Annotated in this window: 23 protein-coding genes; 8 read left to right on the top strand and 15 right to left on the bottom strand. The window is 36.8% G+C overall.

Features of this window, described 5'->3' with window-relative positions; genetic code table 11:
- Positions 1 to 432 precede the first annotated feature (432 nt).
- On the bottom strand, positions 433 to 657 hold the full coding sequence (locus tag ACXYMZ_RS16285; protein ID WP_458949467.1) for a hypothetical protein: 225 nt from the start codon (positions 655 to 657) through the stop codon (positions 433 to 435).
- Between the two features lie 224 nt (positions 658 to 881).
- On the opposite strand from ACXYMZ_RS16285, the gene pdaB reads away from it, so the two are divergent.
- Positions 882 to 1640, top strand: a complete 759-nt coding sequence (gene pdaB, locus ACXYMZ_RS16280; RefSeq protein WP_458949466.1) for a polysaccharide deacetylase family sporulation protein PdaB — start codon at positions 882 to 884, stop codon at positions 1638 to 1640.
- A gap of 46 nt (positions 1641 to 1686) precedes the next feature.
- Here the strand turns inward: pdaB and ACXYMZ_RS16275 are convergent, their stop codons facing one another.
- Complete coding sequence (locus ACXYMZ_RS16275; RefSeq protein WP_458949465.1) at positions 1687 to 2361, bottom strand: KinB-signaling pathway activation protein; 675 nt, start codon at positions 2359 to 2361, stop codon at positions 1687 to 1689.
- 130 nt (positions 2362 to 2491) lie between these two features.
- Here ACXYMZ_RS16275 and gerD point away from each other — a divergent pair, with 130 nt between their 5' ends.
- Complete coding sequence (gerD, locus tag ACXYMZ_RS16270) at positions 2492 to 3139, top strand: spore germination lipoprotein GerD (protein WP_458949464.1); 648 nt, start codon at positions 2492 to 2494, stop codon at positions 3137 to 3139.
- An 81-nt stretch (positions 3140 to 3220) separates the two neighbouring features.
- On the opposite strand, the gene ACXYMZ_RS16265 is transcribed toward gerD, so the two are convergent.
- Both ACXYMZ_RS16265 and cwlD read right to left on the bottom strand, forming a co-directional pair.
- Complete coding sequence (locus ACXYMZ_RS16265; RefSeq protein ID WP_458949463.1) at positions 3221 to 4279, bottom strand: Mrp/NBP35 family ATP-binding protein; 1059 nt, start codon at positions 4277 to 4279, stop codon at positions 3221 to 3223.
- Positions 4280 to 4377: 98 nt separating this feature from the next.
- The gene (gene cwlD / locus ACXYMZ_RS16260; protein ID WP_458949462.1) at positions 4378 to 5094 is read right to left on the bottom strand and encodes an N-acetylmuramoyl-L-alanine amidase CwlD; all 717 of its coding nucleotides are present in this window, start codon (positions 5092 to 5094) and stop codon (positions 4378 to 4380) included.
- A gap of 310 nt (positions 5095 to 5404) precedes the next feature.
- Between cwlD and ACXYMZ_RS16255 the strand changes: the two genes are divergently transcribed.
- Positions 5405 to 5848, top strand: coding sequence for a DUF948 domain-containing protein (locus ACXYMZ_RS16255; RefSeq protein WP_458949461.1), 444 nt, complete (start codon positions 5405 to 5407; stop codon positions 5846 to 5848).
- Between the two features lie 374 nt (positions 5849 to 6222).
- Here the strand turns inward: ACXYMZ_RS16255 and ACXYMZ_RS16250 are convergent, their stop codons facing one another.
- Genes ACXYMZ_RS16250 through ACXYMZ_RS16240 form a run of 3 tightly spaced genes read right to left on the bottom strand, consistent with a single transcriptional unit; the run spans position 6223 to position 7345 of the window.
- Positions 6223 to 6444, bottom strand: coding sequence for a hypothetical protein (locus ACXYMZ_RS16250; protein ID WP_458949460.1), 222 nt, complete (start codon positions 6442 to 6444; stop codon positions 6223 to 6225).
- A complete protein-coding gene (locus tag ACXYMZ_RS16245) occupies positions 6434 to 6892 on the bottom strand; it encodes a DUF948 domain-containing protein (protein WP_458949459.1) in 459 nt (152 codons plus the stop codon). The genes ACXYMZ_RS16250 and ACXYMZ_RS16245 overlap by 11 nt, the downstream gene beginning before the upstream one ends.
- Before the next feature lie 3 nt (positions 6893 to 6895).
- The gene (locus ACXYMZ_RS16240; protein WP_458949458.1) at positions 6896 to 7345 is read right to left on the bottom strand and encodes a DUF948 domain-containing protein; all 450 of its coding nucleotides are present in this window, start codon (positions 7343 to 7345) and stop codon (positions 6896 to 6898) included.
- 253 nt (positions 7346 to 7598) lie between these two features.
- On the opposite strand from ACXYMZ_RS16240, the gene ACXYMZ_RS16235 reads away from it, so the two are divergent.
- Together ACXYMZ_RS16235 and ACXYMZ_RS16230 are read left to right on the top strand one after the other, a co-directional pair.
- A complete protein-coding gene (locus tag ACXYMZ_RS16235; protein ID WP_458949457.1) occupies positions 7599 to 8450 on the top strand; it encodes a YihY/virulence factor BrkB family protein in 852 nt (283 codons plus the stop codon).
- Positions 8451 to 8527: 77 nt separating this feature from the next.
- Positions 8528 to 8917, top strand: a complete 390-nt coding sequence (locus ACXYMZ_RS16230) for a thiol-disulfide oxidoreductase DCC family protein (RefSeq protein ID WP_458949456.1) — start codon at positions 8528 to 8530, stop codon at positions 8915 to 8917.
- Between the two features lie 57 nt (positions 8918 to 8974).
- On the opposite strand, the gene modB is transcribed toward ACXYMZ_RS16230, so the two are convergent.
- The 8 genes from modB to ACXYMZ_RS16190 all read right to left on the bottom strand — a co-directional run bounded on the left by modB (position 8975) and on the right by ACXYMZ_RS16190 (position 16589).
- Complete coding sequence (gene modB, locus ACXYMZ_RS16225) at positions 8975 to 9649, bottom strand: molybdate ABC transporter permease subunit (protein ID WP_458949455.1); 675 nt, start codon at positions 9647 to 9649, stop codon at positions 8975 to 8977.
- Positions 9630 to 10412, bottom strand: coding sequence for a molybdate ABC transporter substrate-binding protein (gene modA, locus ACXYMZ_RS16220; RefSeq protein WP_458949454.1), 783 nt, complete (start codon positions 10410 to 10412; stop codon positions 9630 to 9632). The genes modB and modA overlap by 20 nt, the downstream gene beginning before the upstream one ends.
- A 137-nt stretch (positions 10413 to 10549) precedes the next feature.
- The gene (locus ACXYMZ_RS16215; RefSeq protein WP_458949453.1) at positions 10550 to 11542 is read right to left on the bottom strand and encodes an LLM class flavin-dependent oxidoreductase; all 993 of its coding nucleotides are present in this window, start codon (positions 11540 to 11542) and stop codon (positions 10550 to 10552) included.
- A gap of 152 nt (positions 11543 to 11694) precedes the next feature.
- On the bottom strand, positions 11695 to 13611 hold the full coding sequence (locus ACXYMZ_RS16210; protein ID WP_458949452.1) for an ABC transporter permease: 1917 nt from the start codon (positions 13609 to 13611) through the stop codon (positions 11695 to 11697).
- Entirely contained in the window at positions 13586 to 14356 is a 771-nt protein-coding gene (locus ACXYMZ_RS16205) for an ABC transporter ATP-binding protein (RefSeq protein WP_458949451.1), read from the bottom strand. Before ACXYMZ_RS16205 ends, ACXYMZ_RS16210 begins: the two co-directional genes overlap by 26 nt.
- 131 nt (positions 14357 to 14487) lie before the next feature.
- On the bottom strand, positions 14488 to 15465 hold the full coding sequence (locus tag ACXYMZ_RS16200) for a sensor histidine kinase (protein ID WP_458949450.1): 978 nt from the start codon (positions 15463 to 15465) through the stop codon (positions 14488 to 14490).
- Entirely contained in the window at positions 15462 to 16163 is a 702-nt protein-coding gene (locus ACXYMZ_RS16195) for a winged helix-turn-helix domain-containing protein (protein ID WP_458949449.1), read from the bottom strand. Before ACXYMZ_RS16195 ends, ACXYMZ_RS16200 begins: the two co-directional genes overlap by 4 nt.
- Positions 16164 to 16277: 114 nt before the next feature.
- Complete coding sequence (locus tag ACXYMZ_RS16190) at positions 16278 to 16589, bottom strand: LapA family protein (protein ID WP_458949448.1); 312 nt, start codon at positions 16587 to 16589, stop codon at positions 16278 to 16280.
- Between the two features lie 162 nt (positions 16590 to 16751).
- Between ACXYMZ_RS16190 and ACXYMZ_RS16185 the strand changes: the two genes are divergently transcribed.
- From ACXYMZ_RS16185 to ACXYMZ_RS16175, 3 genes are all read left to right on the top strand, one after another.
- Positions 16752 to 17351 (top strand): DNA-3-methyladenine glycosylase, encoded by a 600-nt coding sequence (locus tag ACXYMZ_RS16185; RefSeq protein WP_458949447.1) that lies wholly within the window; start codon positions 16752 to 16754, stop codon positions 17349 to 17351.
- A gap of 39 nt (positions 17352 to 17390) precedes the next feature.
- Complete coding sequence (locus ACXYMZ_RS16180; protein WP_458949446.1) at positions 17391 to 17771, top strand: hotdog fold thioesterase; 381 nt, start codon at positions 17391 to 17393, stop codon at positions 17769 to 17771.
- A gap of 106 nt (positions 17772 to 17877) precedes the next feature.
- The gene (locus tag ACXYMZ_RS16175) at positions 17878 to 18795 is read left to right on the top strand and encodes a DMT family transporter (protein ID WP_458949445.1); all 918 of its coding nucleotides are present in this window, start codon (positions 17878 to 17880) and stop codon (positions 18793 to 18795) included.
- Positions 18796 to 19521: the final 726 nt, after the last annotated feature.

Here is a 19521-nt window from a genome sequence, read left to right as displayed (position 1 = left end):
AGTGTTTGAATAGATTCGACACCGTCGATTCTATGAAAGTTCTTAGCTGTTTATACTCCACTAGAAATTCGCATTCCTACAGAGTTGTTTTAGATAAGAAAACGGGGTTCTCTTATTAAAACGCTTTCGCGTCCTCACAATTGTGATTCTGCTTAACATACTGGTTGTTTTGTTCAGTTTTCAAAGAGCAATTATAAATTGTTTGTCGTTTTTTGCGACGAACATTAATATATCATGTATTTTTCAAGATGTCAACTCATATTTTGTTTAATTTCTAGTAAACTGAATTAAATCTTGTAAAAATCACAACAGAAATTACTATACCATATCAATTTATTTCATGCAACAGTTATTTTAAAATAAATTTAAACTTCCTTTATGTTATCTTGTTGGCCGTAGTAAAAAAGAGCTTTAGCGGTTCTAGCTCTTTCCTTATGAATTGTATTTAATGTTTGTAGGTAAGTATGGGAGACATTCATTCTCGTGAGCAACACGACGTAATAATTGAAATAATTTTTGGTAACGTTCCTTCATTGCAATCTTAACCATGTAATCAATACGGTGGTCATCTAAATCTAATAACAGCTCGTCTAACTCTCGCTTTATTAGATATTCAATTTCCTTTTGTTCCATTTCATTTATCAATAACCCTAACATTATAACTCACCTCAACCTTACCTCGAATATTTCTTAATATATCTATTCGTACTAAATGTCGAAAACTGTCTGTTGTTTAAGATATATTAGATACTTTGACGTATTATAGTCTCTATTCCCAATATGACTGCTTGTTTAAACTCTTTTTAAAAATACTTTGCGCTCATAATCTAATTTACCTTTTCATATAAATTAGTAAGACAAGCAGTGTAGGGGGAAAAAGAATGAAGGATTTCTATGTAATTGATTTCACTCGCAAACGGAGATTTATTTTAATTGGTGTAGTTGGTCTACTTGTTGCCACGATTTTCTTTATCAATAGCAACAGTAACTTTCTTTGGTTACAAAACAGCGATGATGTTGCGATAACGAAAGGGAGTGTGGAAGAACCGAATATTGCTTTGACCTTTAACATTAGCTGGGGTGAGGAAAAGGTTCATGAGATTTTAGCAAAGTTAAAAGAAGAAGATGTAAAGGCGACATTTTTTCTCAGTGGGGAGTGGGCAGAGAGGCATCCGATGATTGTTGAAAAAATTGCTGAAGACGAGCACGAGATAGGTATGCTTGGGTATAGGTATAAGAGTTACCTTGACCAAGAGCTCAGTCAAGTGCAAAGTGATTTAGTTTTAGCGAAAGAAGTTTTTGGGAAAATAGGGTATGAAGATATGAAATTACTACGCACGCCGAGCGGACAATTTAACGAAGAGGTACTAGATCTCGCAAAGTCGATGGGCTATGAGGTTGTTCATTGGAATATCAATCCAAACGACTGGGAGAATCCCGGGACAGATAAAATTATTGATACTGTAATGAAGGAAACAACAAATGGAGATGTTGTTTTACTCCATGCATCTGATTCCGTAAAACAAACTGCAGAGGCATTAGAAACTATTTTACCAGGGCTTAAAAATAAAGGATTTAACTTTGTGCCAGTTTCTGAATTGATTAGTGAAGCAGAAACAGATATTGAAATTGTAGACTAAAGATTGTTTTAAAAAAACGGAGAGCATCTTCTGCTCTCCGTTTTTATTATGCTTTTGAAGATTTCTTTCTTTTTTTAGAAGTTTTTTCTGGTTGAACATCTTTTCTTGCTGGATCTTTTGCTGACTTACCATCTATTTTATTCGCAATACGGTGAGAACCAATTAGTAAATATGTATTACAGATAAGAAGAGGTGCTAACATTAACCAAATATAATCTTCTCCACCAGCCATTAATGCCGGCGTCCATTCTAAGGTTGTCATTACAACCATAAAGAATAAAGCTGGAACAAACGCTGTCTGATTTGTTTCCTTCGCTTTTAGTTTGGCTATAAACCAAGCATAAATAGAGAATAGGATGACACCTAATAGTAATAAGTAAATGTTAAGCTCACCATCAGAACCTCTATATGGGAAGTACACTAAGTCAAATAAGACAAATAACACTAAAACAATTTGAATGATTGGCCAAAAAGAACGGAATAAATTAATTCCAAATCGATGAATATATAAGTAAGCAAAGTATCCTGTCATACTGATTACACTAAATGTTAATCCTAATCCAATGAAAAATAGTACTAATCCTAAAATTTCCATAACATTAAATGGATTTAAATGTGTTGCATAGTCATCCCACTTAATGAAGAAACTAATAACTAATCCAGCTGCTCCACCTATTAAAAACGTATTAATTAAGAATTTAATTATTTTTCGAGTGTTCAAAAGTAAATCCTCCTACAAGTTTCCTTTAACTACTCCTGTATTCTATCACGAAATTTTACTTTTTTCCTCATTTAATGCATAGTAATTTAATTTACCATTCATATTAAAAATAGTGGACGGAGGGTTGTATATGAAGAAGCAATTAATATTTTGTTTAGCATTCGTGTTCATACTGGTCGGCTGTGGTGAGACGAATGCAAACAATCAAGAGGTCGATTACGAGAAGACGAAGAAAATGGTTGTAGATATTTTACAAACGGAAGACGGGAAGAAGACTTTAATTGAGTTGATGCAAGATGAGAAAGTAAAACACGAATTAATCATTCAATCAGATGTAGTTAAGTCTGCAATCAATGAAGGGCTAATGAGTGAAGATGGTAAAAAAATGTGGCAAAGCTTATTTGAAGACCCTAGTTTCGTTAAAGGTTACACAGAAGCAATCAATGAAGAACATGAAAAATTAATGAAAGACTTAATGAAAGATGCAGAGTATCAAAAGCAAATGATTGAAGTCCTTCAAAATCCTGAGATTTCAGAGCAAATTTTAACATTATTAAAAAGCCAACAGTTCAGAGCCCACCTAGAAGAAACAATTACTCAAACACTAGAAACCCCACTTTTCAAAGCAAAAATTCAGGAAATTTTACTCAAAGCCGCGCAGGAAGCACAGAGCAAGGAAGAAGGTGGCGGTGGTGAAAGTGGCGGAGATAGCGGTGGAGGTGGTGGATCAGGTGAAGAAGAAAGCGGTGGTGCCGGAAGTGGTAGCGGTGGCAGCTAATTGAACATCAGTTGAGGGATGATTAAAATTTATATAAAAAAGTGTAAGCCCTGATTTACGCAGTGCTTACACTTTTATAGGTTATTCTTCTAATTTCGCAACTACTTTTGCTGCGATAAGATGGAATTTCTTTGCAGTTGGGTGGTCTTCTTGATAAACAGATGGTGCAAAAACATCGTCTTCCATATATGGTTGCATCAATGGAAGCTGACCAAGTACTTTTGTTTTCAAAACTTCAGCTAGCTTTTGTCCGCCACCTTGCCCGAAGACATATTCCTTTTCACCTGTTACTTTACTTTCAAAATAAGACATATTCTCTACAACTCCGAGAATTTCATGATCTGTCTTCATTGCCATTTGTCCAGCACGTGCCGCTACGAATGCAGCTGTAGGGTGCGGAGTAGTTACAATGATTTCTTTACATGTTGGAAGAAGTTCATGAACATCCATTGCAATATCACCCGTTCCAGGCGGTAAGTCGAGAAGTAGATAGTCTAAGTCGCCCCATTCTACTTCAGAGAAAAAGCTATTTAACATTTTACCAAGCATTGGACCACGCCAGATAATTGGCGAGTTGTCTTCAACAAAGAAGCCCATGGAAACAACTTTCACACCAAAACGTTCTACTGGGATAATCTTTTTCCCACGAACTACTGGACGCTCTTCAATTCCCATCATGTCAGGAATACTGAATCCATAAATGTCCGCATCAATAATTCCAACTTTTTTACCTAAACGCATTAACGCCATCGCAAGGTTAACTGTAACTGTTGATTTACCAACGCCACCCTTACCACTTGCTATCGCGATAAATTTTGTATTATTACTGCCACCCATTAGTGACGCTTCTTTTTCCTCGTCAACAGCTGGTTGGTGTTCTCGGATAATAGCTTCATCGAGTTGCTCAAAACGCAAGCCCACCGTTGTAGCACCGTTCTTCTTAAGAATTCCAACAATCTCTTGTTGGAGATCCATTTGTTCGCCAGTGTTTAGTTTAGCAATTCCAACCTTTACACTGACATGTTTCTTTTCTTCTCTTATTGTAACGCTCTTAATCGCACCAGTTTCTTCAAAAGTTGTATGTATAAACGGGTCTCTGACTGGATTAAGAAGCTCGATAACTTGATCTTTTGTTAGCACATTTGTCACCTTCCCTTAAGCTTTAGATATACCATGAACAGTATAACATAACGTATATTATTATTTCAGTGATTTGTATTATAGGAAGGATGGTGTTTTTACTCCTCTTCTATTGCTTCTGTTACATATCTTAAAATTCCTTGATAAATACTTACCGCCATTTTCTCTTGATAGTCTTCTTGTTTCAATAATTCCCTTTCTTCTACATTAGAAAGAAAACCTAATTCAACTAAGGCTCCTGGCACTGGTGCATGCTTTAACAAGTATACTCCATCTATTTGTAGGGACTCTCGCGTTGTGTTTTCTAAATTTCGGATGATTTCTGCTTGTACCATTCGAGCGAGGTGTGCACTCTCCGGATACTTCGGATAATAGAAGGTTTGAGCACCGCTCCACTTAGTAGAAGGTAATGCATTCAAATGAATGGTAAGGAAAAAATCAGCATTCTTATCTTCTATGAAAGAAAGCCTTTCGCGAATATCCTCCGACTTTCTTCTGGCAAGCCCTTTTGTATCATCAGCGGCTAAGTCCTCATCTTTTTCCCTCGTCAAATAAACAAGTGCGCCTGCTTGCTGCAAATAACTTTGTAATTGTTTGGAGACGTCTAGCGCAATATTTTTCTCGGTCGTTTCATCACTTCCAACCGCTCCCCCATCGGGGCCCCCATGACCTGGGTCAATGACAATCACTTTTCCTGAAAGCGGTAAAGACCAATCAACCCAAGTTGTATCTACTTTTTGAATTGGCAATTGAATAAAAAAGGCTAAAAACCCTAGTCCAATAAACCAGCTAATTATTTTTATTTTCTGCGTCATTTTGTTAGCTCCTTTGTTTCTCTTATCATATAAGTTCAAGAAGGAGGATAAAAAGGACCGAGAAGTTCAAGGCGGCGAAGCTTTGAGCACCGGAATGTACATCTTGAGGTACATGAGGAGCGGAAAAGCAAGCCAACGAAGAAATTCGAAGTGTCATTTTTACCGGACTTATTGAACAACCTCTTATAGTAAAATTTATTGAAGTGGAACAAGGTTTATGACAAAGAAAATATGGTATGCTAAAAGAAGTAAGTTTACCATCACTTTTATGGTGGTAAAATATAGACAAGGAATAGAAAGGAGCAATTTTATGACTTGGGTAGGAATTGGTTTAATAATTATTGGAATTGCTTTACTGGGCTTAGTTGGAATTCTCATCAAGCCATTAATGAAAGCAACAGCAGTATTAAGTGATATAAAGAAGACGACGAAGGATTTACCAGAAAAAGTTGATGGAATTACAACACAGGTTAATGTAGCACTAGATACCGGCGTTGATACGATTCAACAAATCAATGCACAATTAAAAGAACTTACACCGATCTTTTACCTTGTAGGAGATGTTGGCCGTACAACGCATCAACTTTCTTCAAGAATGGTAACAGTCGTGGAAGATTTTGAGAGAACTGAACCTGAAAGTTTTGCAAGCAGAAGAAATCTGGAAGGTTTGTATGGTGCATTTACATTAGGAACAATGATTTTCCAGAAGGCGAAAGAATTTAATCAAGAAAGAAAAGTAGTTGGGAATCAGTAATTCTCAAAGGCGTAAGCGCCCGTTTAACGACGTACAAACTGCGCCCCACAGGACGTGGGGTGGTTCAACGTTGCGACGTGATGTCGCGATTTTAGTTGAACTTCCTTTTTACTTTTTAGATAAAGGAAACACGGTGAGGTACGAACCGATGTTGACTTTCACCACAAGGGTACAAGTGCGACTAAGCCTCTGCTAAAGCAATCGGCAAGTCTTCTTTATCGTAGTGGAGAAGTGTGAAGTTTGATAGTCGTTGGGCGCTGGAGCCGGACGTGGCTTTACCTCTTTACTTTTCTAGTATAAATAACCTTATAACCTCTTATAGTAATAGAAAAGACGCTAACCTTCATCTCTAGGCTAGCGTCTTTTTTATATTTTTATTTTGTTGCTTCTATCTTTGCTTCTAATTTAATTTGTTTAAGTGTCTCCGCACGGGTTTGCCCTGCTAGATACAGCTCTTTTTCAAACATTTTAGCTTTGTCGATTACACTCGGTTCGCCTGCATGGATATCACGGCGACTAGTCAGAAAAGCAATAACCATACCGCTTACTGCACCGCCAAGAATACTTACCAATGGATGATTACTTTTAGTTTCCACCTGTAAACTCTCCTTCAAGCTTATCGTGTTTTAATTGTTGACGTCTTTTTAGCCAGTAGTATCCAAGTGCAAAGGAGCCATAAATTCCACCAAGATTATTCTTCTCAGTAAGTTCTTTTCCTGTCTCGCTTTTCGCTTTTACCGAGTCTGTCACGTCTACTAATGATGAAGTAAACTTTCTAGTTGCGTTTCCAACATCACCTACAATGTAAAATAATGGGCTTAATTGGCTCATTTTCTCATTTACATCTGCTAACGTATGATTACTTTCGCGGATAATATTACTTGTTTCACTCATCACTTCATCCAGTTGATCTGGTAATCTGCGGACAGTCTTATCAATACCACCAAGGATTCCTGCTAAGTTTTGTAATGTTGCTGCTAGGAAAATTGCTAAAATAAGAAAAGCAATTCCTATTAATAATACACCTACACCTACTAATGTCATGTCTTATCCCTCTCTCCCAGTAACGTTTACGTTCTGTGCTTCTTTTTTATTTCTTTGATAGTCGGTATAAAGTCTTACACCAACTTCACTCCATCTTATTCCTTCTATAAACGGCTTCACTTTTCTGTCCATTTCTTCATCTGTCAATTCGCCAAATTGATTTTGAAAGGCATCGTTAGCTGAAGTAATCGAAGTTCCTACATCCTCTAGAGAGTCAAATAGGCTATCTGTTGCTTGGACCTTAACTTCTACATCTTCAACTAGCTTGTCCGTCTGTTGAATGGTTTCTAATAATTCTGGGGTGATGGTATTCATTTTTGTTTCTACCTCACCAATAGTAGTGCTTAGAGACTTCATCGTATTCGAAACACGCTTAAGGACGATACATAGATAGACTACGATAATTGCGAATGCTACTGCGATTAAAATTGTACTAAGATAGATTAGTTCCATTAAGATGATTCCCTCCTTTAGCATCGGTTTACGTTCTCAAATGTAAGTTTTTGAATATCCATTAATAAAGATTTATATAGAGGTATTATACCACTAGTTCAATGAATTAAAACTATTAAATGGCTTAGATATATTATCGCTGAGTAAACAGATGGTTTAAAGATTAAATAAATGAGAGTAGGGTATATAGATTAGAAATAATTTATTTAAAAAATAAAGGGATTTCTTAAATGGAGTTTTTTGGAGGTTACTAATGGATAAAATCAAAAAAATAATGAAAGAATTTATGGAAAAATTTAATGAACACAATGTCACACTATTAGCAGCTTCATTAGCTTATTATTTTCTATTAGCTATTTTTCCGTTGTTAGTTGTAGCTTTTGCTATCATTCCTTATTTAAACATTTCTCCAGTTGAAGCAATGGATTTCGTGACAGGAATTTTACCTAGCGAGATTGCCAATTTATTTCAGGAGAATATTGTAGGTCTCATTGAAACACCTCGTGGTGGCTTACTTACTGCAGGTATTATCGGAGCACTTTGGTCTGCTTCTAATGGAATAAATGCTTTTATCAAATCTTCAAATGAAGCGTATGATGTCGAAGAAACACGTAATTTCTTTGTCGTTCGTGGGATTTCACTAGCACTTACGTTAGGGATGATTCTATCAGTAGGGATTGCAATGTTGCTTCCAGTTTTTGGAGATGTGATTCTAGGTTTTATTAGCTCGGTTCTTGGAATCAGCGCTGGGATGGAAATTGTGTTGCAAATCTCACGTTGGGTAATCAGTATTGTCGTGTTAACAGCGTTCATTATGATCTTGTATCGAATTGCACCGAATAAACGACTTCCTTTAAAACACATTTTACCTGGAGCACTAACGGCAAGTTTACTATGGCAAATTATCTCCTTTGGCTTTTCTATCTATGTAAGTAACTTTGGAAACTACTCTGCGACATATGGAAGCTTAGGGGGCATTATCGTACTCATGATTTGGTTTTTCTTAACTGGACTTATCTTGCTAATTGGCGCACTGATCACTGTGCTTTATCACAATTATAAGCTTCGAACCGAGCCAGAATATAGTCAGGCAGCGAATATTTAATCATGGTGTCATGCACTCGCTATCTGAAATAAGCTATTGTATAATGAAGGTATGAAATAATAGCGAGGATGAGTGCGATGGATACGATTGTATTATTTGATGGTGAATGTAATTTTTGCGATTCCAGTGTTCAATTTATCATCCGCAGAGATCCTAAGGAAACGTTCAAATTTGCTTCCTTGCAAAGTGACTTAGGAATAGAATTACGTGAGAAGTTCCAAACTCCCGATGACATGGATAGTTTAGTTTTAATTGAAAACAATAATATTTACTATAAATCAACAGCAGCACTTCGGATTGCCAAGCACCTTAAAGGCCTATGGAAATTAAGCTACATCTTTACCCTAGTGCCACGCTCAATCCGAGACGTAGCATATAATATCATCGCCAAAAATAGAATAAAATGGTTCGGAACAAAAAACAGTTGCACACTACCAACACCAGAAACACGCAGCAGGTTCTTATGAAACATGGGGACGGTTCTCTTGTTGCATTGATTGCAACAGAAGAACCGTCCCCATGTTTCATCTACTAATAAATAAAAGCATTAGGAATGATAGGAGGATCATGATTATTACCCATGCCCACGCGAGTGTCATGTTGCCGGATTGGAAGGCTACGTAGATTGCGGTTGGGAGGGTTTGTGTTTGGCCAGGGATATTTCCTGCAATCATCAATGTTGCGCCGAACTCTCCTAAGGCACGGGCAAAGCTGAGTAAACCCCCGGTTATTAAGGCGGCTCGAGAAAGCGGGAGACTTATCTTAATAAATACTTGAAATTCACTTGCTCCATCGACTCTTGCGGCATTCTCAATATCTGGGTCAACATTTAAGAAGCCGACTTTTGCCGATTGATACATTAATGGAAATGCCACAACCGTACTTGCAATAACTGCAGCATACCAAGTAAATAGTATCGGTTGATTAAACAACCATTCTACTACCATCCCCATAAACCCTTGATTCCCAAAAATTATCACGAGTAAAAACCCAACTACTGTTGGGGGTAAAACAAGCGGGAGCATGAAAGCTGTTTCCAAGATAATTTTCCCTTTGAACCTTGCTTTTGTCATCCACTTTGCAATTAAGGTGGCGGATATAAAAATAATAATAATAAGACTAATAGTAGCTACTCTTAACGATAGCAATATAGGTGGAAGAAACTGTTCTAATGATAAATTAGTAAGTATCAAAGCCATACTCCTTAAATATATTCAATGCTACTTCTGACTGTAAAAATTCGTAAAATATTTTCGTGATGTCCATATTATCAGACCCTTCTACAATACCAACAGAATAAACAACTCGCTCATGTGCGTGTGTTGGCGCAACTTCCACAATATCTACTTCTTCACTCATAATAGCATCCGTACGATATACTATTCCTGCATCAACATTTTTCGTTTCTACATATGTAAGCACTGTTCGAACATCTTCTGTATAGATAAGGGATTCCTTTATTTTTCCTTCTATTTCCAAGGTCTGAAATAATTCCATACTATATTCCCCTGCTGGCACAGATTCAGGATTTCCAATTGCAATTCGCTTTGCACGTGGTAGCTCATCAAAGGAAGTTACCAGCGTACTTCCCTTAGGTACAATCAACACAAGTTCATTCGCTAATAAATCAGTGACTTGTTCTTCTACAATAAAACCTGCTTCAACAACTTGTTCAAAATGATTCTTTGCAACAGAGAAAAAAAGATCGACTGGTGCGCCACGTAGAATTTGCTGTTTCAATGCTCCAGAAGCCCCAAAGTTAAAGTTTATTTGAATGTTCGGAAATTCTTTATTAAAACTTTCAGCAACATCATGTAAAACATCCGTTAAGCTCGCTGCTGCAGATATAATTATTGTACCCTCAGAATCCCCCGCGCTTTGTTCAAGCACACGATCATCACTACAAGCAACGAGAAATAAAAACATAAAAACAAATATCCCTTTAGAGATATACTTTACCATCCAATCTCACCCCGCAAACGATTCACCACATATATAAACAATAGTAGAATTATTCTTGCTGGAAGTAAAGAGTGAAACATGGGGACGGTTCTCGCGTTGCAGTCATTGCAACACGAGAACCGTCCCCATGTTTCATTCTATAATAATTCTTTTGCTAGTAAGCGGTATACGTTTAGTCGTTGTTTTTGTGAGTGTGGGATGCTGACGATCATTGCTTCGTCGAATTTATATGTTTCTTGTTCTTTTCTTAGGTATTCGGCGACTTCTTTTATCTCACCGACTAAGTGTAATTTTCGATTATCCATGATGGTCATGCGATCCATTTCTGTTAAATGGTAATCTTGAGCTTCTTCAGGAGTTAGGACTGGCATCATGCGCCCTCTCATAAAGTTTAATCTCCATAAATCTTGCGGTAGTGCTTCAAATTCCGCTTCTTCTCTAGTTTCAGCAGTTGTCACCATAAACCCAACACTAATCTCTGGTTTTTCCATAAATGGAGAAGCAACGAAATTATTTCGGTAAGTATCAAATATTTCCTTGGACATTTCTCCATTAAAGAACTGTGCAAATGAATAGCCAACACCTCTTCTTGCCGTTTGCAGTGCACTATTTCCAGTCGAACCAAGCATCCAAGCTTCTGGTAACTTTACATCAAACGGTGTAGCAATTGTTCGATTATATAAACTATCTTCAGGCATTTCATCATTCATCAACTGTAAAGCAGTATCAAATTTTTCATACATATTATCAATCATTGGTTGGCGTCCTTCTGACAAGGCATAAATAGAATAATTATCTCCACCCGGCGCTCGACCGACACCAAAATCAATTCTTCCTGGAGAAAATGAACTCAATGTTTTAAAAACCTCTGCCAATTTCAATGGAGAATAATGCATCATCATGACTCCGCCCGTACCAATTCGAATGTTCTTTGTCTTCGCTGCAAGATGTGCAGCTGTGATTTCTGGTGCCGAGCTTGCATAATGTTCTGTCCCATGGTGTTCAGCCATCCACATTCTTGTATATCCTAATTCATCTCCTAGAATAGCTAGTTCCTCCGCTTTTTTAAGAGCATCTGCCGCTGTATTTCCTTTCGTAATTGGAGCTTGATCTAATATACTTAACTTCATCGTATCCATTCCCTTCAGCCTAATGATAGACACTATATCGTAAAATTTATCAATTATTATCCATACCTAACAGTATAATATACCGCTATGAGAATACCATTCATCTGCTTAATCAGAAAAACTCAGGGAATAAATAAATATCCCCCAAGCTACTATTTCTCTATATAGTTTTTTACTTTTTTAATATAGTTTTGGCGAATAAAGATGAAATAAATAACTTGAATAACGCTAAAACTTCCTAGAACAAAGAATGTACTTTTTATTAGGCTGTATTCAAGCATACTTTCGAGCGCCGTTAAAGCAACCGCGCCATGGATAATCGCAATCACAATCGGAACGAAAAATAATAAAGCTAGCTGTATCGTCAAAATTCTCGATAACTCTTTCGTAGTTAACCCAATTTTATTAATCATGGAAAACTTCTTCTGCTCGTCTCCAAGATCTGCATATAAGCGGAAGTACAAGAAGCTCCCTGCAGCAACAAAGAACACGATTCCCATAAATAAGCCGATGAACAAGACTGCTCCAAATGATTGATTGATTATTGTCCATTCATAGCCTAGGCTAGAAAATTTAAACGTAGACCCAAATCCATTCGTATCTTTCACTTCCAGTTTTTCTAAAATTCGTTCGCCAGCGTCAATCGTGCTTTTCCAATCTTCTACTTGAAAAACATGGTAGCTTTCTAATTCATTTGCCGTTAGTTGATTATAAAAAGCATCATCGACAATAAGATAATCATCATAGGTTCCTATTAATGATGTTCCAAAAGCAGCTTTTTGGTTCAATTTATGTTCACTGTTTTCAATATCCAACACACGCTCTTGTTCAACCTCTGATTCTTCATAACCCATTGCTGCGCTTTTATAAAATATATGCACGGCATCGTTTCCGCTAACATCTACTTTATGTTCTGTCTTTGCAGCTAAATCTACGAGCGCATTAAATGCAGATTCTGGAATGACTCCCGTTAGAGTAACATAGCCCCTAACCATACTTGGTATTGAAATCTTTTTAATAGGAAGGCTTTCCGTTTGATAATTAAAGCCCTGTAATTCCGACTCGATTATATCCAGATGTTCATCGACCTGCTCATTGCCATCGATTGCCGAATATTCCATCGCATAATGATTTGTTTTAAGCATATCATCTGTAAATACAACACGGAAACCAACAAGTGCACCAATTGCGGTAAATGCAACCGTTGAAACAATCGCTACAAAAAAGAAAGTACGTGCATTGTCCTTCATTCTATTTGCCAAATCAGAAAAAAGAATGAGATTCGTCTTTTTCCAAAAGATTGATTTACGTTTTTTTAGTTGACGAATAATAAATACATTGAGCTGTGTAAATAAAAAGTAAGTACCAATCGTAACGATAATAGTCACGGGAACCATTGCCGTAATTACCTGGTCGCCTTCAACAGTTAAAGCAATTCCATACCCTAAAGCAAGTAAGAAAACTGCTAACACAGATAGTAAAATCGACGCTTTGGGCTCTTTCTTCGGTACAGCACTACCTTTTATAAGATCGATTAATTTATTCCCTTTTAAAATCCTTACCGTGAAAAAGGATATAACAATAAATAATAGAATAAAAGCTCCACTCGTAAGTAAAATTGCTTCCCATGGCACGTAAAATGGCAGAGGTTCTCTTAATTGTAAAACAGATTCAGCTGTCATTAAGATAAGTTTTGCAAAAATAAGTCCGATAGCAACACCAGAAATCGTTGCAATTGTTCCAATAAGTACATTTTCTAAAAATACCATCCGGCGTAATTGCTTATTCGTCATCCCTAACATAACCATTAGACCAAATTCTTTTTTTCGCGAATGGAGAAAAGCACTCATTGATATCAAAACAAAGATAAATGAAAAAACATATATGATCCCTTCCGCGAAATGCAATCCAATCGAAACACTCGGATGTACTTCCGTTAACCCCGGATGGAAGGCAAAAATAGCATAAACGAAAAATACCAGTACAGAAAATAAACTACTAAGAAAATACGCCGCATAAATTCGTTTATTTCTTATAACATTATTAAATGCGAATTGACGAAAGGTCACTTGCATCCCCTCCCAACAGCGATAACACATCGATTATCTTTTGGAAAAATGCTTGGCGATTATCTCCGCAGTGGATTTCATTAAACAACTTTCCATCTTTGATAAAAACTACTCGTTCTGTATAACTCGCCGCGATTGGATCATGGGTTACCATCATCATTGTTGCTTGTTCTTCCTGATTAATTTTTTCAAGCATTTCCATTACTGTTCTTGAAGCTTTGGAATCAAGATTACCTGTTGGTTCATCAGCCAAAACCATCTTCGGACGATGAATGATCGCCCGTGCAATTGCAGTTCGCTGTGCCTGACCACCACTAATTTCGTAAATTCGGTTTTTCAAAATTGCAGTGATCCCTAACTTTTCAGCAACTATTGCCACACGTTCTTTCATTTCTTTTACACTTGTACCCTCGAGTGTAAGTGGGAGTACAATATTTTCTTCAACAGTTAATGTAGCAAGTAAATTAAAATCTTGGAAAACAAACCCCAATTCACGACGGCGAAATTCTGCTAATGCGTCATTATCCATTTGTAGAGGATTCTTTCCATTTATAAGGAGTGACCCTGAAGTTGGTTGGTCGATTGTTGCCACCATATTTAACAAAGTCGATTTTCCACTTCCTGAAGGCCCCATAATTCCAACAAATTCGCCTTTTTCAATTGTTAAATCGATATCTTTCAACGCTTTATGCGCAACTTTTCCATCATATACTTTACTTAAGTTATTCATTTTTAAAATATCCATAATAAAAACCCCTCGCTTTCTTCTATACACAGTGTATAAAATTTCGAGGGATTTAAACATCGTTCTAACTTTCATTTATCTTACATTGATGTAAGGTTGTAAAGAGGAGAAACCCGCTTCGGGAATATAGACTATTTAAAAAAGGTCAGTTTAACTCGTGTTCCTTCGCCTTGGGTTGATTCTATTGCTACTTTATGTTCTAAATGTTCACAGACTTCGCGAACGAGGGAGAGGCCCATTCCTGTGGACTCACGGTATGTTCGGCCATTTTCCCCTGTGAAAAATGCATCGAAGACTCTTTTTAAATCAGATTTAGGAATCCCAACTCCATGGTCTTGAATTGTTAATTCAATCCCATCTGCAGTAGCACGGTCAGATAAATAAATCTTTTCTCCTTTTCCAGCTGAATATTTCACAGCATTTGTAATTAGTTGATTCAGGATGAACACTAACCATTTCTCGTCTGATTCAACCATAACTTCTGAAATATTAACTTCTGGGTAGACACGATTTTTAATAAAGAAGCGTTTGTTTTCTTGAATGACTTGATCAACTGTATGTTTTAAAGAAACAGGTTTTACATGAAAATCTTGTTCGAAGACCTCGAGTCTTGCTGCATATAAAACCATTTCCAGACCTTTCTCGAGTTTATCCGTTTCTTCTCGAATACTTTGCATTTGTTCATCATCATACTCTTGAGCAATTAACTCAATGACGGAAAGCGGGGTTTTCATTTGATGCACCCATTGATTAATGAAGGTGACATGTTCGTTCTTTTTACTGTTGGCTAACTCAATTTCATTGATATATAAATGATGCTGACTTTTTAATAGCTTGCTTAGCGCAGATGATAGAGGTGCGCCGTCCAATGTTTCAAAAACCTCATCAAGATTGGCGATTGGTTTAACTAAACGCTGATAAAAAGAACCTAAGGTAAAATATCGATAAATGAGATAAATCGTTAATAAGAAAACTCCTAGAAATAAAGTATAAAATACTAGCGAAAGTTCTTGAAAACCACCCATCCAAAGCACGTAAAGAATCAAGGCAATTTGAACAAAATTAAACAGTAAAAGTGGAAACTGATCACGGAAAAATAATTTGATCATGACTCCTTCTCCCAGTTTGAAACGAGTCGATATCCCGCTCCCCTAATTGTTTCAATTGCATCCTCAATGTCTAGCTCCTGAAGTTTTTTCCGGACTCTTGTAACATTTACATTCAACGTATTTTCATCTACGAAGGATTGATCATCCCATAGTTTTTCTAATAAAACATCTCTTGATACAACACGTGGTGAACGGTTCATAAGCATTTCAAGTAGGACAGCTTCTTTTTTTGTTAGCGGAACAACTTTGTCCTCTTTTGCGAGTTCAAGCCGCTCCATAAACAATGTTAAACCAGCTAATTCCATCGTTCGTTCTTTCACCTTTGGAGCATACTCCCCATATGCACGACGTAAACTGCTCCCTATTTTAGCAATCACAACTTCATACGCAAATGGCTTCGTAATAAAATCATCGCCACCATTTTCTAGTGCCATGACCTGATCCATCTCCCCAGACCTGGCAGAAAGAAATAAAATTGGACAGGTTGAAACTTTTCTAATTTGCCTGCACCAATAATATCCATCAAAACTCGGCAAATTAATATCTAGTAAAACTAGATCTGGTTGCACATGCTCAAAAACTTCCATAATTACATCGAAGTCTTCATTTATTATTGCATCATAACCGTATTTTTGTAGATGATTTTTTAGCAATGATGCAATTTTAGGATCATCCTCGATAATTAAAATCTTCGCCATAGCTTCTCGTCCCTTTTTTCATTATTGTTTTCAGTATAACTTAAAAGAATAAAAAAACCGAGAGTAGCACAAATTTGCTCGGATTCTCGGCTTATCTATATTTAAAATAAACGGTTATAAAAGCTTATTATCCTCTTGCTTCAACTCAATCGTTTTGCTTGGTTGTTTCTTCGGCTTTTTTTCTAGCGTTTCTGCTTTTTGTTTCAGATGCTTATTCTCCTTATTTAGATGATACATTTTCCTAGAAGCAAGGGCTCCACTGATAATTGCCCCGATAAAAGCCGAGAGAAGAATTAAAATAATTAATGGCATCTGAATCTCGGTAAAGATTAAATTTACACTAACTGCTTCAACATTTATCACAGCTAAAATAGACATTAAAATGGCAAGAACTAATCCTATAATAAGTGCCCATTGTCCATTCATTGGCGAACCTCCTTTTAAAATCGTAGATAGACCATCTACGTTTATCTTTACCCGCTTCTCACGCTCAATATTCTTTCTTTACCAGTTAAAGTTTAGTAAAGTGTAAATATAGAGAAAATGATAGTTAAAATGTAAAGTAATTTCCCGCAAAGGAGAATACCCTTGAACAATATACTAGAAAGTGAATTTTATTCCCAACCAACACTTGAACTCGCAAAATCATTACTTGGATGCCTACTCGTTAAAGAAACGCCCGAAGGAAAAGCATCTGGTGTCATTGTTGAAACAGAGGCATATATGGGGATACAAGACCGGGCAGCACATAGTTTTGATGGCCGCCGAACCAAACGAACGGAAATCATGTTTGGTAAACCTGGCATCACCTATACGTATACCATGCATACTCATTGCCTTTTTAATGTGGTTAGTGGTGAAATAGATCAACCCGAAGCCGTCTTGGTTCGAGCAGTTGAACCTTTTTTTGGTCAAGAATTGATGGCCGAAAGAAGACCAAAAGCAAAGAGGGAAATCGACTGGACAAATGGCCCTGGCAAATTAACGAAAGCTCTTGGTATTACAATGTTGGACTATGGACATCCCCTCGGTGAATCTCCACTTTGGATTGAGAAAGGAATTGACATACAGCCAGAACAAATCGCAACTGGTCCTAGAATTGGGATTCAAAATACTGGTGAAGCCGTACACTACCCTTGGCGATATTGGATAGCTGGCAATAAATATGTTTCACCGAGAAGGAAGTAAATCTTTTTAAAAACAATTTAATATAATGGGGGAAAAGTCATGGAAACAATCATGGAAGCAATAGGGATCGAAGTTCTTGAAGTAACGAAGGAAAAAGTTGTCGCTACAATGCCTGTCCACGGACCAACGAGGCAGCCAGTTGGCCTACTTCATGGAGGAGCTTCCGTCGTCCTTGCAGAAACAGTTGCAAGTGTGGGAAGTTCTTATCTAGTCGACCAAGAAACAGAGGCGGCAGTTGGACTTGAGATTAATGCCAACCATATTCGTGGCATGCGAGAAGGTATGGTAAAAGCTGTTGCTACTCCACTGCATCTTGGGAGAACAACACATGTATGGGATATAAAAATTACAGATGAAGCAACAGGTAAACTTGTTTGTACTTCAAGATGTACGATTGCTGTGATTAAGAAACAAAGCTAGCTCACTTACGAGCTAGCTTTTTCTAATCTAATATTTTTGCTTTTAGACGTGTGCATCGATACACTCGGTATACGAGAAAGATTATTGGATAAATGGAGATAGAGATATGAACAGTCAAAATAGAAAAATCGGGTTGTTTTTAATTATTTCTGGAGCAACGTTTTGGGGTGTTGGGGGAACAGTTGCACAAAAGCTATTCCAAGACTTTGCAATTGAAGTTGATTGGCTTGTGACGGTGCGACTCTTAATAGCGGGAATTTTACTTTTAACCGTCCAGTATTTAACGAGAGATAAAAAGCAAATCTTCGATGTTTGGAAAAGTAAACGAAGTTCTTTTCAGTTACTAATCTTTGGTTTATTTGGAATGCTCGCTGTCCAATATACATATATGGCCTCCATCGATCATGGGAACGCAGCTGTCGCAACGCTTCTGCAGTACCAAGCACCAATTATGATAATTGCTTATATGGTTCTACGAAAACAAATGCGCTTAAGACGAAAAGATGTTGTTACCGTATTCCTTGCCTTAAGTGGTTGTTTCTTATTATTAACAAACGGATCGCTATCAGAGCTATCTGTGCCAACTCCAGCAATTATTTGGGGACTTCTTTCTGCTGTAGCTTTAACGTTTTATACTCTATACGGCAAATCACTTTTAGCTTACTATGATTCCCTTGTAATTGTTGGTTGGGCAATGATTATTGGCGGAGTCACGCTCAGTTTCGTTCACCCTCCATGGCAAATGGACTTTGCGGGTTTACCACTTGAAGGATATTTATATTTAACATTTGTCATTATATTCGGTACTATGCTAGCCTTTTGGTTCTTTATTGAAAGCTTACAATCTTTATCACCAAAGGAAACAAGTTTGATAGGAAGTCTTGAACCACTTGCAGCTGTTTTGACTACTGTATTTTGGTTGCACGAGCCGTTTGGTGGGTATCAATGGCTTGGGACGGGATTTATTTTAGTGATGATCTTGTTGATGGCATTCGGGGAGAAACGGGAAGCTAGTAGTGCTTGAATGATTCATCCAAGTTTATAAGAGAACAAGAATTGAGGATCTGCCTGATGTAGAGATTTAGAAAAAGATTAATAAAATGATATTTTTTCTGAAGAATTATCTTTTAAATTATTCATCCTCATGGTACATTTAATTAATAGAAAAGAACGATTTTTCAGTAAACTAATAGTATGAGATATTAAAGAAAAAAGCTGGTGATTGATATGAAAAAAGTTATCTTTTTATCATCTGTTTTCTTTGCTATAGCTATAGTATTTTCCTTAAGATATTTTGAATTAATTCATGACGATACCGTACCAATTATATTTATGATACTCTTAGTTATTGTCTTAATTGTTAGAAGGAAGTTAGGAATCACATTTTTTGAAGACTCTTAATTCATTTAGAATATAAGCAAACTAAAGAGCAGTATATAAGGCAGCGTTGAAAAAGTAATTCCTTTTTTAAAGATGCCTCGCTATAAGTCAGTTAAAATTATAACCATCTACTTGCTTCCGTGGCTTAGATGGTTATTTTCCGCATTTAGATGAATATACTATACGGGAAATACTCCGTCTAAACCTCAAAAATAGAATTTTACTTACTTCTAAAAGAATGAAAGTCATCATTTAATGTTGGAGGCGATCGGATGAATAAAGATGCTCAACCATCTCGTTTTTCTATTTTATTTTCCATATTAATGCTACCATTTAATGTAACTATCACAATACCTGTCATTCTTATATA

The sequence above is a fragment of the Oceanobacillus sp. CAU 1775 genome (genome assembly GCF_054482815.1).
This window is presented reverse-complemented; position numbering and strand designations above follow the sequence as displayed.

What these genes read in the sequence shown, in the direction of transcription:
- ACXYMZ_RS16285 (WP_458949467.1), bottom strand. Translation starts at nt 657, where the DNA reads ATGTTAGGGTTATTGATAAATGAAATGGAACAAAAGGAAATTGAATAT.
- pdaB (WP_458949466.1), top strand. Translation starts at nt 882, where the DNA reads ATGAAGGATTTCTATGTAATTGATTTCACTCGCAAACGGAGATTTATT.
- gerD (WP_458949464.1), top strand. Translation starts at nt 2,492, where the DNA reads ATGAAGAAGCAATTAATATTTTGTTTAGCATTCGTGTTCATACTGGTC.
- cwlD (WP_458949462.1), bottom strand. Translation starts at nt 5,094, where the DNA reads ATGACGCAGAAAATAAAAATAATTAGCTGGTTTATTGGACTAGGGTTT.
- ACXYMZ_RS16255 (WP_458949461.1), top strand. Translation starts at nt 5,405, where the DNA reads ATGACTTGGGTAGGAATTGGTTTAATAATTATTGGAATTGCTTTACTG.
- ACXYMZ_RS16245 (WP_458949459.1), bottom strand. Translation starts at nt 6,892, where the DNA reads ATGACATTAGTAGGTGTAGGTGTATTATTAATAGGAATTGCTTTTCTT.
- ACXYMZ_RS16240 (WP_458949458.1), bottom strand. Translation starts at nt 7,345, where the DNA reads ATGGAACTAATCTATCTTAGTACAATTTTAATCGCAGTAGCATTCGCA.
- ACXYMZ_RS16235 (WP_458949457.1), top strand. Translation starts at nt 7,599, where the DNA reads ATGGATAAAATCAAAAAAATAATGAAAGAATTTATGGAAAAATTTAAT.
- ACXYMZ_RS16230 (WP_458949456.1), top strand. Translation starts at nt 8,528, where the DNA reads ATGGATACGATTGTATTATTTGATGGTGAATGTAATTTTTGCGATTCC.
- modB (WP_458949455.1), bottom strand. Translation starts at nt 9,649, where the DNA reads ATGGCTTTGATACTTACTAATTTATCATTAGAACAGTTTCTTCCACCT.
- modA (WP_458949454.1), bottom strand. Translation starts at nt 10,412, where the DNA reads ATGGTAAAGTATATCTCTAAAGGGATATTTGTTTTTATGTTTTTATTT.
- ACXYMZ_RS16215 (WP_458949453.1), bottom strand. Translation starts at nt 11,542, where the DNA reads ATGAAGTTAAGTATATTAGATCAAGCTCCAATTACGAAAGGAAATACA.
- ACXYMZ_RS16205 (WP_458949451.1), bottom strand. Translation starts at nt 14,356, where the DNA reads ATGGATATTTTAAAAATGAATAACTTAAGTAAAGTATATGATGGAAAA.
- ACXYMZ_RS16200 (WP_458949450.1), bottom strand. Translation starts at nt 15,465, where the DNA reads ATGATCAAATTATTTTTCCGTGATCAGTTTCCACTTTTACTGTTTAAT.
- ACXYMZ_RS16195 (WP_458949449.1), bottom strand. Translation starts at nt 16,163, where the DNA reads ATGGCGAAGATTTTAATTATCGAGGATGATCCTAAAATTGCATCATTG.
- ACXYMZ_RS16190 (WP_458949448.1), bottom strand. Translation starts at nt 16,589, where the DNA reads ATGAATGGACAATGGGCACTTATTATAGGATTAGTTCTTGCCATTTTA.
- ACXYMZ_RS16180 (WP_458949446.1), top strand. Translation starts at nt 17,391, where the DNA reads ATGGAAACAATCATGGAAGCAATAGGGATCGAAGTTCTTGAAGTAACG.
- ACXYMZ_RS16175 (WP_458949445.1), top strand. Translation starts at nt 17,878, where the DNA reads ATGAACAGTCAAAATAGAAAAATCGGGTTGTTTTTAATTATTTCTGGA.